The 14,084-nt window shown below is 71.0% G+C and carries 14 protein-coding genes; 10 read left to right on the top strand and 4 right to left on the bottom strand.

The window, feature by feature from the left end:
* Window positions 1-64 precede the first annotated feature (64 nt).
* The 4 genes from H9Y04_RS21430 (at window position 65) to H9Y04_RS21415 (ending at window position 3,656) form a co-directional block, all read left to right on the top strand.
* Window positions 65-2,017 (top strand): M13 family metallopeptidase, encoded by a 1,953-nt coding sequence (locus H9Y04_RS21430; protein WP_187815557.1) that lies wholly within the window; start codon window positions 65-67, stop codon window positions 2,015-2,017.
* A gap of 164 nt (window positions 2,018-2,181) precedes the next feature.
* Window positions 2,182-2,739 carry a hemerythrin domain-containing protein gene (locus H9Y04_RS21425; RefSeq protein WP_187815556.1) on the top strand — a complete coding sequence of 186 codons (558 nt, stop codon included), beginning with the start codon at window positions 2,182-2,184 and terminating at the stop codon, window positions 2,737-2,739.
* Window positions 2,740-2,804: 65 nt separating this feature from the next.
* Window positions 2,805-2,978, top strand: coding sequence for a hydrophobic protein (locus tag H9Y04_RS21420; protein ID WP_187815555.1), 174 nt, complete (start codon window positions 2,805-2,807; stop codon window positions 2,976-2,978).
* A 123-nt stretch (window positions 2,979-3,101) separates the two neighbouring features.
* Window positions 3,102-3,656, top strand: coding sequence for a type 1 glutamine amidotransferase domain-containing protein (locus tag H9Y04_RS21415; RefSeq protein ID WP_187815554.1), 555 nt, complete (start codon window positions 3,102-3,104; stop codon window positions 3,654-3,656).
* 32 nt (window positions 3,657-3,688) lie between these two features.
* On the opposite strand, the gene H9Y04_RS21410 is transcribed toward H9Y04_RS21415, so the two are convergent.
* Both H9Y04_RS21410 and H9Y04_RS21405 read right to left on the bottom strand, forming a co-directional pair.
* On the bottom strand, window positions 3,689-4,354 hold the full coding sequence (locus H9Y04_RS21410; RefSeq protein ID WP_187815716.1) for a response regulator: 666 nt from the start codon (window positions 4,352-4,354) through the stop codon (window positions 3,689-3,691).
* Entirely contained in the window at window positions 4,336-6,366 is a 2,031-nt protein-coding gene (locus H9Y04_RS21405) for a histidine kinase (RefSeq protein ID WP_187815553.1), read from the bottom strand. Before H9Y04_RS21405 ends, H9Y04_RS21410 begins: the two co-directional genes overlap by 19 nt.
* Before the next feature lie 132 nt (window positions 6,367-6,498).
* Here H9Y04_RS21405 and H9Y04_RS21400 point away from each other — a divergent pair, with 132 nt between their 5' ends.
* The 4 genes from H9Y04_RS21400 (at window position 6,499) to H9Y04_RS21385 (ending at window position 9,403) form a co-directional block, all read left to right on the top strand.
* Window positions 6,499-7,461 carry a CPBP family intramembrane glutamic endopeptidase gene (locus H9Y04_RS21400; protein WP_187815552.1) on the top strand — a complete coding sequence of 321 codons (963 nt, stop codon included), beginning with the start codon at window positions 6,499-6,501 and terminating at the stop codon, window positions 7,459-7,461.
* 123 nt (window positions 7,462-7,584) lie between these two features.
* The gene (locus H9Y04_RS21395; protein WP_187815551.1) at window positions 7,585-8,049 is read left to right on the top strand and encodes a hypothetical protein; all 465 of its coding nucleotides are present in this window, start codon (window positions 7,585-7,587) and stop codon (window positions 8,047-8,049) included.
* Between the two features lie 206 nt (window positions 8,050-8,255).
* The gene (locus H9Y04_RS21390) at window positions 8,256-8,993 is read left to right on the top strand and encodes a class I SAM-dependent methyltransferase (RefSeq protein ID WP_187815550.1); all 738 of its coding nucleotides are present in this window, start codon (window positions 8,256-8,258) and stop codon (window positions 8,991-8,993) included.
* Window positions 8,990-9,403 carry a VOC family protein gene (locus H9Y04_RS21385; protein WP_187815549.1) on the top strand — a complete coding sequence of 138 codons (414 nt, stop codon included), beginning with the start codon at window positions 8,990-8,992 and terminating at the stop codon, window positions 9,401-9,403. Before H9Y04_RS21390 ends, H9Y04_RS21385 begins: the two co-directional genes overlap by 4 nt.
* Here the strand turns inward: H9Y04_RS21385 and H9Y04_RS21380 are convergent.
* Window positions 9,373-10,962: an FMN-binding glutamate synthase family protein gene (locus tag H9Y04_RS21380; RefSeq protein ID WP_187815548.1), complete on the bottom strand. Its 1,590-nt coding sequence runs from the start codon at window positions 10,960-10,962 to the stop codon at window positions 9,373-9,375. The two genes, H9Y04_RS21385 and H9Y04_RS21380, sit on opposite strands and share 31 nt — an antisense overlap.
* Before the next feature lie 97 nt (window positions 10,963-11,059).
* The gene (locus H9Y04_RS21375; protein WP_187815547.1) at window positions 11,060-12,367 is read right to left on the bottom strand and encodes an alpha/beta fold hydrolase; all 1,308 of its coding nucleotides are present in this window, start codon (window positions 12,365-12,367) and stop codon (window positions 11,060-11,062) included.
* 141 nt (window positions 12,368-12,508) lie between these two features.
* Between H9Y04_RS21375 and H9Y04_RS21370 the strand changes: the two genes are divergently transcribed.
* Together H9Y04_RS21370 and H9Y04_RS21365 are read left to right on the top strand one after the other, a co-directional pair.
* Window positions 12,509-13,588, top strand: a complete 1,080-nt coding sequence (locus tag H9Y04_RS21370) for an NAD(P)H-dependent amine dehydrogenase family protein (RefSeq protein ID WP_187815546.1) — start codon at window positions 12,509-12,511, stop codon at window positions 13,586-13,588.
* Complete coding sequence (locus tag H9Y04_RS21365) at window positions 13,585-14,067, top strand: carboxymuconolactone decarboxylase family protein (protein ID WP_187815545.1); 483 nt, start codon at window positions 13,585-13,587, stop codon at window positions 14,065-14,067. Before H9Y04_RS21370 ends, H9Y04_RS21365 begins: the two co-directional genes overlap by 4 nt.
* The last annotated feature ends 17 nt before the right edge of the window (window positions 14,068-14,084 follow it).

Genomic DNA, 14,084 nt, shown 5'->3' with positions numbered 1-14,084 from the left:
CGCGGCCCGGCCCGCCCGCAAAAGCGGGCTGCTGTCCGGGCGGCCCCTCGCATAGGCTGCACGAATGAGCATTCTGGACGATGCCCGTGCGGGCATGAACCCCGAGATCCGACCGCAGGACGATCTGTTCGGCCACGTCAACGGCGTCTGGCTGGACACCGAGAAGATTCCCGACGACAGGTCGAGCTGGGGCCCCTTCGTTCAGCTCGTGGACGTCGCGGAGCAGCAGGTCAAGGACATCATTCAGGAGCTGGCCGAGCAGGGCGGCGAGGATGCCGACGCCCAGCGGATCGCCGCGCTGTACGCCTCCTTCATGGACGAGGAGGCCATCGCCGCCAAGGGTCTTGTCCCCGCGCAGCCGCTGCTCGACGAGGTGGCCGCGATCTCGGACACCCGCGAGCTCGCCGCGTTCCTCGGCCGGTTCGAGCGGCTCGGCGGCTCCGGCCTGTTCGGCGCGTATGTCGACACCGACGACAAGAACTCCGACCGCTATCTCTTCAACATCCTGCAGGGCGGCCTCGGTCTGCCCGACGAGTCGTACTACCGGGACGAGAAGTTCGCCGAGATCCGCGAGAAGTACGTCGGTTACCTCACCGAGCTCCTCACTCTTGCCGGACACGCGACGCCCTCCGACTCCGCGGCCTCGATCCTCGACCTGGAGACGAAGCTCGCCGCCGGGCACTGGGAGCGCGCCGAGACCCGTGACGTCCAGAAGACGTACAACCTCACCACGCTCGACGAACTGATCGCGCTCGCCCCCGAGTTCGACTGGCGCGGCTATGTCACCGGGCTCGGCGGCAGCGACAAGACGATCGCCGAGACCTGCGTCCGCCAGCCGTCCTACCTCTCCCACCTGTCCGGTCTGCTCCTCGAAGTGCCGATCGCGCAGTGGCGGGACTGGACGCTGGCGCGGGTGCTTCGCGCGTGTGCCCCGTATCTGACCGACGCATTCGTGAACAACAACTTCGAGTTCTACGGCCGCACCCTCAACGGCACCCCCGAGCTGCGGGCCCGCTGGAAGCGCGGTGTGTCCTTCGTGGAGGGCGCGGTCGGCGAGGCCGTGGGCAAGGAGTACGTGGCCCGGCACTTCCCGCCGTCGTCCAAGGCGAAGATGGACGACCTGGTCGCCAACCTGCTCGAGGCCTACCGGCAGTCCATCAGCCGGCTCGACTGGATGACGGACGAGACCAAGGAGCGTGCGTACGAGAAGCTCGCCACGTTCCGGCCGAAGATCGGCTACCCGGACACCTTCCGCGACTACTCGGCGCTCGTCGTCTCCCCCGACGACCTCCTGGGCAACGCGCAGGCTGCCGCGGCCTTCGAGTCGGACCGGCAGATCGGCAAGATCGGCTCGCCGGTGGACCGGGACGAGTGGTTCATGCTGCCGCAGACGGTGAACGCGTACTACAACCCGGGCACCAACGAGATCTGCTTCCCCGCGGGCATCCTGCAGAAGCCGTTCTTCTCCCCCGACGCCGATCCGGCCGAGAACTACGGCGGCATCGGCGCGGTCATCGGCCATGAGATCGGCCACGGCTTCGACGACCAGGGCGCACAGTACGACGGCGCAGGCAACCTCAACGACTGGTGGACGGCCGCCGACAAGAGCGCCTTCGAGACCAAGTCGCAGGCGCTGGTGAAGCAGTACAACGGGTTCTCGCCGCGCAATCTGCCGGGCGAGTTCGTCAACGGCCAGCTCACGGTGGGCGAGAACATCGGCGACCTGGGCGGCCTGACCATCGGCCACACGGCGTACAAGATCTCGCTCGGCGGTGAGCCGGTGCCGGTGAACGGTGAACTGACCGGCTCGCAGCGGCTGTTCATGAACTGGGCGTTCTGCTGGCGCACCAAGCGCCGCAAGGAGCAGGAGCAGCAGTACCTCACGATCGACCCGCACTCGCCGCCGGAGTTCCGCGCGAACATCGTGCGCAACCTCGACGAGTTCCACGAGGCGTTCGGCACGGCCGAGGGTGACGGTCTGTGGCTGGATCCGGCGGAGCGCGTACGGATCTGGTGAGGTCCCTTCCGTCGGACGCAGGGCTCCGTTCCGCTATGGGCGGGGCGGGGCCCTGCGGGCATTGTCCGGCCGACGGTTCGCCTTATCGGCGAAGGGAGTTATCGGGCGCAGGCCAGGGGCACCCGGACCGGGACCACTGCCCACCGGAGGAGAGGCGGCAGACCATGCCCCAAGGTGACGACGTCATCCAGGAGCTGACCACCGACCACCGTGAGGTGGAGGAGCTCTTCAAGGAGATCGACAAGTTCCCGCCGCACGACCCCGAGCGCAAGCGCCTCGCCGATCAGCTCACCATCGAACTCGTCCGCCACTCGGTCGCCGAGGAACAGCATCTTTACCCGGCGGTCCGCAAGCATCTGTCCGGCGGGGACGCGCTCGCCGACAAGGAGATCGCCGACCACTCGCGGGTGGAGGAGCTCCTGAAGGATCTGGAGCGCCGCGAGGCCGACGATGTCCGCTTCGATGCCGTGCTCGCGCGGCTGCAGGCCGAAGTGTCCGAGCACGTGGCGGAGGAGGAACAACACCTGTTCGTGCAGCTGGCCACCACCTGCGAGCCGCAGACGCTGCAGGTGCTCGGCGACAAGGTGCGGACGGCGAAGAAGACCGCGCCGACGCGCCCGCACCCGTCCGCGCCGAGCACCCCGCCCGCCAACAAGCTGCTCGCGCCCGGCGCCGGTCTCGTGGACCGGGTCCGTGACTACGTGAGCGGCCGCGGCAAGTAACCCCTGTGGATCACTGTGCGTGAGACGGCCAGGCCCGGGTACTCGGCGGGCTGGAGGTTGATGACATGGTTCCCCTTCTTCTGGTCCTGTTGCTCGCCCTGCTTCTCTTCGGGGTGGGCTTCGCCGTCAAGGCGCTGTGGATCCTGGCGCTGGTCGTCATCGTGCTGTGGCTGCTGGGCTTCGTGGCCCGCTCTCCGGCCACGGGCGGCGGCCGCAGGGCGCGCTGGTACCGCTGGTAGCAGGACGCACAGGGACCGCTGCAGCAGGCGATTCCTGAAGGGCGGGCGGTGGCGCGAGAACTGCGCCACCGCCCGCATCCGCACCTCCCCGCAAGGCAACCCCCATGTGAACGGAGCATCCTCATGCGCGTCGCCTTCCTGGTCGCCCCCGAAGGCGTGGAGCAGAGCGAACTGACCGAGCCCTGGCAGGCCGTCGAGCACTCCGGGCACACGCCGGTGCTCGTCAGCACCGGACCCGAAAACATCCAGGCCTTCCACCACCTCGACAAAGCGGACACCTTCCCCGTCGACGAGACCCTCGCGGACGCGGACCCCGGCGACTTCGCCGCGCTGGTCCTGCCCGGCGGGGTCGCGAACCCCGACTTCCTGCGCCAGGACGAGCGCGCCGTCGCCTTCGCCCAGGGCTTCTTCCGGCTCGGCAAACCGGTCGCGGCGATCTGCCACGCGCCGTGGCTGCTCGTGGAGGCGGACACGGTCAGGGCCCGGACGCTCACCTCGTGGCCGAGTCTGCGGACTGATATCCGCAACGCGGGCGGCAACTGGCACGACGCCCCGGTGAAGGTCTGCGAGGCGGCGCCCGGAGCGCTGATCACCAGCCGTAAGCCGGATGACCTCAAGGTGTTCTGCGAGGCCCTGCTCACGGAGCTGGCCCGGCATCCGGATCCCGCGGGCTCCTGAACCTCCGCCGGCGTCGGTTCCCCTGAGACCGCTCAGTCCGTACGGCGCGGCTGCGCGAGGCCGGTGTCGTACGCGAGGATGGTCGCCTGCACGCGGTCACGCAGCCCCAACTTGGCGAACAGCGCGTTCACATGGGACTTGACCGTACCGGTGGCCACTCCCAGCTCCGCGGCGATCTCCGCGTTGGTCAGCCCTGCCGCGACCAGTCCGAGCACCTCGCGCTCGCGCGGCGTGAGGGACGCCAGCGGGCCCGGTGCCGAGGCGGCAGGCGGCGCGGTGTGGGCGAAGACCTCGATCAGGCGGCGGGTGACGGTGGGCGCGAGCATGCCCTCGCCGGAGGCCACGACCCTGATGCCGTGCAGGAGTTCGTCCGCTTCGGCGTCCTTGAGCAGGAAACCCGAGGCGCCCGCGCGCAGCGCGTCGTGGACGTAGGCGTCCTGGTCGAAGGTGGTCAGGACGAGCACACGTGGGGCGTTCTCGCGGCCGGTCAGCAGGCGGGTGGCGGTGAGACCGTCCATGCCGGGCATCCGGATGTCCATGAGGACGACATCCGGGGCGATTTCGGCCGCGAGCTCCACGGCGCGGGCGCCGTCCGCGGCCTCGGCCACTACGTCGAGATCGGGTTCGGCGTCGACGATGGCGGCGAACCCCGCACGGACCACGGCCTGGTCGTCGACGATCAGCACTCGGACAGCGATGGCGGGGTCTCCTTGACGTGAGCAGGTTGAGGGCGGGCCGGAGCGCTTTCCGGCGTTGATCCGGGTGCGGCCGTCTCCCGCAGTGCCGCCAGCAGTTCGCGCATCGCCGCCAGACCCGCCCTGGCCTGCTCGGCGACGCCGTCGAGGTCACCCGCTCCGGCCCGCTCGACCACCGCGTCCGCGTGCCGCAGGACCGCGCCGCGCAGCTCGGCGGCGATCAACTGCCGCTCCTTGTAAGCCTCGACGACCGCTGCCTGGACGGTGGCGGCGAGCGCACCGCCCTCGCGCCACCTGACACGCTCTCGGCGCGCGCGGACCACCGCGCCCAGCGCCCAGACCGGAGCGAGAAACAGTGAGAGGACGACCGCCCCGGCGAGGGTGACAAAAACGAGGAATCCGATGGAATCCTCCACGTCGCCACCGAAGGCGGAGAGTTCCCCGACCGCGCCGAACGTCAGAGCCAGACCGGCCGCCGTCGCCGGGAGCGCCGGCCAGGTGTGCACCGCCCGGCCTCCGTACGCGGCCACCGCATGCAGGGCGACACACTCGGCGAGGCCACCGCCGAGCGCCAGGGCCCAGGCGCCCTCCTCCGGCATCCAGCCGACGGCAAGGGAAAGCGGCGCGAACCAGGCGGTGGCGAGGACGGCGCACAGCACCGGCCAGGGCGACCTCCGGCGCCACAGCAACGGCAGGGCGTGCAGGACGGCGGGCAGCGCGGCCACCGCGAGCAGATCGGGCCGCACGGCGAGGAAGACAGCGAACGGCAGGGCGGTCAGAGCGAGGACGACGGCCAGGTCGGCCACGCGCTCGGGCTGCCGCTGATGCCGCCGTCGGCCGGCGGCCGGAGTGTCCGGGAGACTTGCCCGCACCAGCCACCCGGTCGCGCCCTGTCGGGGGCCCGACTCCAGGGTGCCGCCGAGCGCGGCGGCACGTTCCCGCATGCCCTGGGTGCCGCGGCCCGAGCCGAGCCCGCACGGAGGGCGGCAGGCGTCCGGCTCGGCGCTCTCCCCCGCCGCGGGCGTTCCGTCGTCCTCGACGGTGAGTTCCAGTACGCCGTCGCGTTCCCCCACCACGACACGTACCGCCGTCGAGGGTGCGTACCGCAGGGCATTGGTGAGGGCCTCGCGCACGATGCCGAACGCGGCCTCCGCCACAGGACCGGTCAGTGCGGCCGCGCCGGGCGCTATGTCCACCGACGGCCTGAGCCCCAAGCGGGCGCATCCGCCGACGAGTTCGGCGATGCGGTCCTCCAGAGCGCTCTCCTCGTCCGCCGCCGAGGTGCGCATCGCTGCGACCAGACGGTGCAGCGCGGCCGCTGTGTCCCGGCCGCCGTGTGCCGCGAATCGCAGGGCCTCCTCGGCCAGTTCGGGCCTGCGTTCCCTGAGCCTGCGGGCGGCGTCGACGGTGACCACCACGGAGGTGAGGTGGTGGGCGCTCACATCGTGGAGTTCGCGGGCCAGGCGGGTGCGCTCGCCGGTGGCCGCGGCGGCGCGTGCGGCCTCGGCCCGCCGCAGGTCCAGCGCGGCGGCCTTGCGCCCCGCGTGCCAGTGGGCGCGGCCGCGGCCGAGGCCCACGGCGGCGGCGTACAGCGCGAGGTTCACCAGCGTCTCGCCGCCCGCCTCGGCCAGTGAGTCATAGCGGACGAGGCACCGGAGGGACGAGGACGCGAGGAGCACGGTCGTCACCGTGACGGCGGTCCGCAGCGGGCGGCGCACCGCGACGGTGTGCAGCGCGAGCACAACGGCCAGGGAGGTCAGCAGAGTTGCGGCTTCGACGGCCACGAGGCCGGTGAGCAGTCCGGCCTCTACGGCGAGGGCCGCCCCGACCGGGAAGCCGCGCCGCAGCCCCAGCGCCACACCCGCCACCACGGTGACGGCGAGACACACGGCGAGATCGAGGTGCCCGATCGCCTCGCCGTCGCGGAGCTCCGGCCTCTGCCACAGGGCCAGTTGGAGGCCGGCGAGCAGCACGGGCGGCAGCCAGTTGCGTATCTGCTCCCGAATGCGCTGCATGATGCCGAAGATCATACGGACCCGGCTGTGCCCGGGGTTGGGGTCCGATGGGACGGCCTCTATCCCAGGGTGCACACGAGGGTCGTCCGGACGGCCGACGTCCGGGGCGTACGCCGACGGGATGCTGTTCCCATGACGTCCCAGGTGAACACGCCGTACCCGCACACCCCACCGCCTCCCCCGGTCCCGCCACTCGCGCTGCCCCCGCTCCCCTACCACCGCCTCGCCCTGGCGACCGGCCGGCACCGCTGGTGGCGTCCGCTCGCGGGGACCGCCGTCGTCCTCGTCGGCGCGGGCCTCGCCACGCTGGCTGCGCTGGCCTGCGGCGAGATCGTGGGCGCGCTCCTGGACCGGCCGCAGGGCGCCGACGGTTTCCGGAAGCTGGGGCCGGTCGGCGACACGGCGGTGATGCTCGGGGCGCTCGCCCTGGTGCTGCCCGTCGTCCTGCTGGCCGCGCGCTGGGTGCAGCGCCGCCCGGCCGGGACGGTGTCGTCGGTGACGGGCCGGGTCCGGTGGGGTTGGCTCGGGCGCTGCTTGGCGACCGCGCTCCCCTTCAGCGCGGTGTCGCTGGGCATCATGATGCTGTTGCCCGAACCCGCCGAGGGCGAGGCCGAGTTGGTGTGGGCGGGGACCGCACCGTTCCTGACCGGTCTGGTGACGGTCTGCCTCCTGGTCCCGTTCCAGGCCGCGGCCGAGGAGTACATGTTCCGTGGCTGGCTCCTCCAGGCGGTCGGCGCCTGGTTCCGCTCCCCGTGGATCGCCGTCCTGCCCCAGGCACTCCTCTTCGGGGCCGCGCACGGCTGGGGCACCCCGTGGGGCTTCGCCGACCTGTGCGTCTTCGGGGTGGTCGCCGGCTGGCTGACGATCCGTACGGGTGGCCTCGAGGCGGCCATCGCCCTGCATGTCCTCAACAACCTGCTCGCCTTCGGCCTCATGGCGGGCGTCAAGGACGGCCTGGCTTCCGAGGAGACGGCCGCCGACATGGGCTGGACCGCTTTCGTCGTGGACGTCCCCATGGTCTGCCTGTACGCGGGCGCCGTGCTGTGGATCGTCAGGCGGCGCGGGCCGGCCACGCACAAGGGCGCGAAGGGATGAACTCGTAACGGGATCGGTGTCGAACCGGGCCTGGGCGATCCATGCCGCGCACGGCATGCTGCCCGCACGGTCCGGGTCTGAACAGGACCGTACGGTGAGCGCATCGGGCCTCGGGGGGATCGTATGAAGCGATGGACACTCCTGGTCGCGGTGCCTGTCCTGCTGATCACTGGCTGCGCCGCCGGCCCTTGGAGCAGCGGACCCGACTGCACGCTGATCGGCGGAGATTCGGGGGTGACCATGCAGTTCGAGGCGGCGAATCTGCCCCGTGCGGTGCAGGCAGCCGACGGCCCCGTGCAGCTGCGGCTGTGCGCCGGCAGCGTCTGCCAGGAGCGCACCTGGGAGAAGCCCGTCGCGGACACCGGCCTGCATATCTCCGTGGACCTTGACGAGGACATCGGTGAGGTGACGGTCCCCGTCCGTTTCACGGTCGCGAAGGGCAGCAGGGAGTTCTACGGCGATCAGGCCGAGGTGAAACTGCGCAGGAGCCAGCCGAACGGCGAGGGCTGCGAGCCGACGCTGTATCAGGGCTCGGTGACCCTGGACCATCAGCGCAGGCTCGTCACGGTGACGCCCGCGACGCGTTGAGAAACCCCCGCCAGGTGCGCGTCGAGCACCCCCGCGAAGGCCCTGGAGGGCACCTCTGAGCGACCTTCCCGGGTGCCGGAAAGGGGTCGGGTCACCGGCGCGCGCACAGCCACTCCAGACGCCGCCCAGCACCCCATCAAACCGCCTCTGACCTGGTGTTTCTTCGTCATCGCGACTAAAATCGAGGCATCGACGAAGGGGTGGAAGTGACGCGCGATATTCGCACCGTGGACGACGTCATGACGATGCTCGACGGCCTGTTCTCCGACGGCGCCGACCGCTGGACCGAAGAGGGGGCCGCTTGGTGGGACGGGTTCTACGCGGACCGCTCCAAGCCCGTCCCGTTCTTCGTGCCGAAGCCGGATGAAGGGCTCGCCGCACACGTGGAGCGGGGAGTCCTCAAGCCCGGCAGGGTCCTCGAACTCGGCTGCGGGCCGGGCCGCAACGCCCTGTACCTCGCCGGGCACGGCTTCGAGGTGGACGCCGTCGACCTGTCGCCGGCCGCGCTCGACTGGGCCCGGGAGCGGGCCCGCGAGGCGGGGGCGGAGATCCGTTTCCATCACGGGGACATCTTCGGTCCCGTGCTCGCCGGCAAGGGGCCGTACGACCTGATCTACGACTCGGGCTGCTTCCACCATCTGCCGCCGCACCGCCGGATCAGTTATCTCGCGCTCCTGGAGCGGCTGTTGGCCCCGGGTGGACACTTCGCCTTCACCAGCTTCGCGGCCGGCGGCATGGGCTGCGAGCTCCCCGACGCCGACCTGTACCGCGACCGCTCCTTGCACGGCGGTCTCGCCTACACGGCCGAGTCCCTGCGGGCGATCTTCGGCGCGTACGAGGAGATCGAGCTGCGGCGCATGAGGAGCCAGTCCGCGGAATCTCCGTACTTCGGCGAGGACTTCCTGTGGACGGGCCTGTTCCGCAGGCCCACGCCGGCCTCATGACCCACATCGGGCGGCTGTCGCTCGGCGTGCAGGACGACAAGCGGGCGGCCGCGTTCTGGGAGCGCGCCCTCGGGTATGTGCGCCGGGCTCCGCGGTTCGAGGACGACGACTGGATCGTCCTCGAACCGCCCGCCGGGGTCTCCGGCATGGCGATCGCCCTGGACGTGAGCGCCGGCGCGGCCGAGGAGTTCCCGCGGGTGCACCTCGATCTCGACGCCGGCACGAGGGACTTGGACGAGGAGGTGGAGCGGCTTGTCGCGCTCGGTGCGCGCCGCGTCGACTGGCCGTACTACCCCGAGGAGCTGGAGCCGGGCGCGCTGCCGTATGTCGTGCTCGCCGACACCGAGGGCAATCGGTTCTGTGTCGAGGGCCGGCGGGCTCAGGGCGCGAACGAGTCCGGATCCGCGTGATCCCATGCGCGCGCCCACTCGTCCGGCAGGCCCTTGCCTTCGAGGAGCGCGCCGGGTTCGAGCCAGGTGAAGAGCTCCGCGTACGAGGTCACCTGCTCGTAGGAGACCCGGCGGCGCAGCATGTGCGGGCGCAGCAGGGACGGGTCGTCGACGCCCATCGAGGCCATGATCTGCAGGGCGCTGTGCACGGTGGCCCGCTGGAAGCGGTGCACGCGCTGGTACTTGTCCTCGACGTCGAGTGCCTGGGCGCGGCCCGGGTCCTGGGTGGCGACGCCGACCGGGCAGGTGTTGGTGTGGCAGCGCTGCGACTGGATGCAGCCGACGGCGAACATCATGGCGCGGGCCGAGTTGGTGTAGTCGGCGCCCTGGATCAGTCGTTTGACGATGTCGGCGCCGGTGGCGACCTTGCCGCTGGCGCCGATGCGTACGTGCTCGCGCAGACCCGTGCCGACGAGCGCGTTGTGGACGATGTTGAGGCCCTCGGTGAGCGGGGTGCCGACATGGTCGACGAACTCCATCGGTGCCGCGCCGGTGCCGCCTTCGGCTCCGTCCACCACGATGAAGTCCGGCCACATCCGCTCTTCGAGCATGGCCTTGCAGATCGCGAGGACATCGCGCCTGCTGCCCACACAGAGCTTGAACCCGGCCGGCTTGCCGCCCGCGAGCTCCCGCATGTGGCCCATGAAACGGATCAGTTCACGGGGTGTGGAGAAGACCCGGTGGTATCCGGGCGAGTGCACGGTCACGCCCTCGGGCACATCGCGTACGCGGGCGATCTCGGCGTTGACCTTCGCGCCGGGCAGCACCCCGCCCATGCCCGGCTTGGCGCCCTGCGACAGTTTCAGCGCCACACAGCGCACCGTGTCCTGCGCGGCCTTCTCGGCGAACTTCCGCTCGTCGAAGCCGCCGTCCTCGGTGCGGCAGCCGAAGTAGCCGGTGCCGACCTCCCACACAAGGTCACCGGCGTACCGCACGTGGTACTCGGAGATGCCGCCCTCGCCCGTGTCATGCGCGAAGCCCCCTTCGGCCGCGCCCCGGTTGAGCGCGAGGATGGCCTGCGCGGAGAGCGAGCCGAAGCTCATCGCCGAGACGTTGAGCAGCGCCATGTCGTACGGCTGGGAGCAGGTGCCCTCGCCCAGGCTCACGGTCGGCGGCTCGATGGGCACCGGCATGGGCTTCACCGAGTGGGTGAAGAACTCGTAGCCGGGCTCGTACACGGACAGCTCGGTACCGAAGGGGTCGTCGCCGAAGACGCCCTTGGCCCGCTCGTACACCGTTTCGCGGGTGTCGCGGTCGAAGGGACGGCCGTCGTAGTCGCGCTCGATGAAGTACTGCTGGACCTCGGGCCTGATCATCTCCATGAGGTAGCGCAGATGACCGATGACCGGGTAGTTCCGCAGCACCGAGTGGCGGCGCTGGCCCACGTCGTACGTGCCGACGGCGGCGCAGCCGAGCAGAGGGCCCGCGAGCAGCCACCACGAGGCGGAGCCGGTCACGGCCAGGGCCGTGCAGCCCAGCGCCACGACGGCGAGCGCCGCCACCAGTCCGCTGCGCAGCACGAAGGCTCCTTCCAGCCGGGCGCCGGGGCGAATCGACAAGGCGATTCGACGCTACGGCGACTCGGCCACGGGTGCCCGTCAGGGCCCGGATCACGCGTCAGATCGTGTCGCGCGCAAGGCAGAGGAGCCGGTCGAGGACGCGCTCGCCCGAGGCGCGGACGCCGTCGTGCTCGTACTCGTCGGTCACCCAGGTGCGGAGGCCTCGGATCGCCCGGGCGGTCGCCAGCGAGTGAGCGGTGTCGACGTACATGTCGTCGTGGTAGACCGCGGCCGCCACGGGGACCTCGTTGCGGGCGAGGACCTCGGGGCGGTACAGCGGCGCGGACCAGTCGGTGCGCTCCGCGAGCAGCTCGGCCGCCTCGCGCAGCGGCGTCAGGGCGGGGTCGGCGTCGTACATCCAGGGGTGGATGGACTCGCCGGTGAACGGCAGCGGCACCTCGTCGGCGAGCGCCTTGGCCGCGTCGAACTGCGGGAACTGCCCGCGCACCCGCTCTGCCGCCCAGCCCGTGGCCTGCCCGGGCCGGGCGTAGATCGCCTCGTGGAGGACCGCGTACAGCGGGCGTGCCGCGTATGAGAGGGCGGCCTGGGCCTCCTCCTGGAAGAGGTCCGAGAGGGCGAGGCCGTTCGGTGTACGGACGAAGGCGTTCTCCAGGAGGTAGTGCAGCTTGTGGCTGCCGTCGCCGACGCCGAGCAGGATGCCCAGGGACTGGAAGGCCGCCACGCTCAGGCGGTAGCCGCCGTTGAGGGTGACAGGGCCGTGCTCCGCCAGGTGGGCCGCGATGGCCCGGGCGCGGGCCACGTCCTGCGGGTAGCGGGCGTAGTGCGCGGCCGCCTTGCGCTCGATACGGGGGTAGGCGGCGCGGTACACGTCGTCGGCGGTGGCGTCGAGGGAGGGCAGGCCGCCGGTGACGAGGGCCGTGGCGATGCCCTCGGGGGCGAGGGAGAGGTAGGTGACGGTGCAGAACCCGCCGAAGCTCTGGCCGAGCACGGTCCAGGGTGCGCCGCCGGTCACCTCGCGGCGGATCAGTTCGCAGTCTCGGACGATCGAGTCGGCGCGGAAGTGGGTCAGGTAGTCGGCCTGTTCGCGCGGGCCGCCGCGCAGGGGAAGGGTCTGCCGGTTCGCCGGCGTGGAACGGCCGGTGCCGCGCTGGTCGAGCAGGAGCACCCGATAGTCCTTCAGTGCCCGCTCGAGCCAGGCCTGCGCGCCGATGAACCGCCGGGCCTGGCAGCCGGGCCCGCCCTCCAGGTACAGCAGCCAGGGCAGGTCCCGGCCCGCCTTGTCGGCGGCGACGACCTCGCGTCCGTACACCTCGATGGTCTCGCCGGCCGGCCGGTCGTGATCGAGCGGGACGGTGAAGACGCGGTCGGTGAGGACGACGCCGGACTGGCGGTTCGAGGGGGTCATACCTGGCTCCTGAGCTGTGCGGGTGCACGGCCAAGTCCATCACAGCGCGGCCAGCCGCCCGAATCGGCCTTCTCTGACGACCCGTCAAATCCTTCGGTCAGGGCTCTACCAACCGAAAGGGCCGGGAGCTACCCTCCGCGCATGATTTCCACGGTTGTCTGGGGTACCGGAAATGTCGGCCGCCTGGCCATACGCGCGGTCGAAGCGCACCCCGAACTCGAGCTCACGGACGTCCTTGTGCACAGTGCGGACAAGGTGGGCCGTGACGCGGGCGAACTCGCCGGGTTCGACCGTCGGTTGGGGGTGGCGGCGACCGACGACATCGACGCGGTCCTGGCCAGGAGACCCCGGGCCGTCGTGTACGCGGCATCCGGCGATCTGCGCCCCGACGAGGCGCTCGATGACATCGGCCGGGCCCTGCGGGCCGGCGCGGTGGTCGTCACCTGCGCGCTGTACGGCCTGTACGACATCCGCAACACCCCGGACGAGCTGCGCACGCCCCTGCTCGAAGCGGTCGAGGAGGGCGGCGGCACGCTCTTCGTCTCCGGCGTCGACCCGGGCTGGGGCAACGATGTGCTTCCGGTGCTGATCAGCGGGCTCGCTTCCCGTATCGAGGCGGTCCGCTGCCAGGAGATCTTCGACTACTCCACGTACGAACAGCCCGATTCCGTGCGCTACTCGGTGGGCTTCGGCCAGCCCATGGACTACATGGCGCCGATGCTGATCGAGACGGTGCCTTCGATGATCTGGGGCGGCCAGCTGCGTCTGATGGCCCGCGCGCTCGGCGTCGAGATCGAGGACATCCGCGAGACGATGGAGCGCCGTCCGCTCGAAGAGACCGTCAGCACGCCCTCCATGGGCGAGTTCGAGGCCGGTACGCAGGGCGCGATCCGCTTCGAGGTGCAGGGCATCGTGGACGGTGAGCCGCGCCTGGTCATCGAGCACGTCACCCGGATCCACCCCTCGTGCGCCCCGGACTGGCCGCAGCCGGCGAACGGCACCGGCGCCCATCGCGTGATCATCGAGGGTCAGCCGCATATCGAGGTCACGGTCGAGGCGACCGACGAGGGCGAGAACCGGTCCGCGGGCGGCAACGCCACCGCGGTCGGCCGTCTGGTCAACGCCATCGACTGGCTCGCCGAACAGCAGCCAGGTCTCTACGACGCACTCGACGTACCGCTCCGGCCCGCGGTCGGCCGACTCGGAAGGAAGCAGCCATGATCATCGACATCCCCGAGGGACAGGAACCGATCGGCTACGTGTGGGACGACATGGTCCCGCACATCGGCCGGGCCGCGGCCGCGTTCTCCCTGTCGGTGTACGCCCATTCGACGCTGGGGCTGCGCGAGTTCGAGGCCGCACGCCTGCGGATCGCGCAGATCAACGGCTGCACGCTCTGCCTTGACTGGCGCACCGAGCGGGACGGCGAGGAGACGGTCGAGGACTCCTTCCTCGACGCCGTGGAGCAGTGGCGCACCACCGACGCCTTCGACGACCGTACGCGCCTGGCGGCCGAGTACGCCGAGCGCTATGCGGTGGACCACCACAACCTCGACGAGGAGTTCTGGGACCGGATGACCGCGCACTACTCCCAGAAGGAGATCGTGGAGCTGAGCATGAGCATCGGCTCCTGGCTCGCCTTCGGCCGCCTCAACCATGTCCTCGGCATCGACGCGGTGTGCAAGCTGCCGGCGAGGTGACCGGGGGCGGCGGTCCG

Source organism: Streptomyces polyasparticus, from assembly GCF_014493765.1.
Classification (GTDB): domain Bacteria; phylum Actinomycetota; class Actinomycetes; order Streptomycetales; family Streptomycetaceae; genus Streptomyces; species Streptomyces polyasparticus.
Note: the sequence above shows the minus strand (reverse complement) of the source record. Positions and strands in the feature narration are given on the sequence as shown.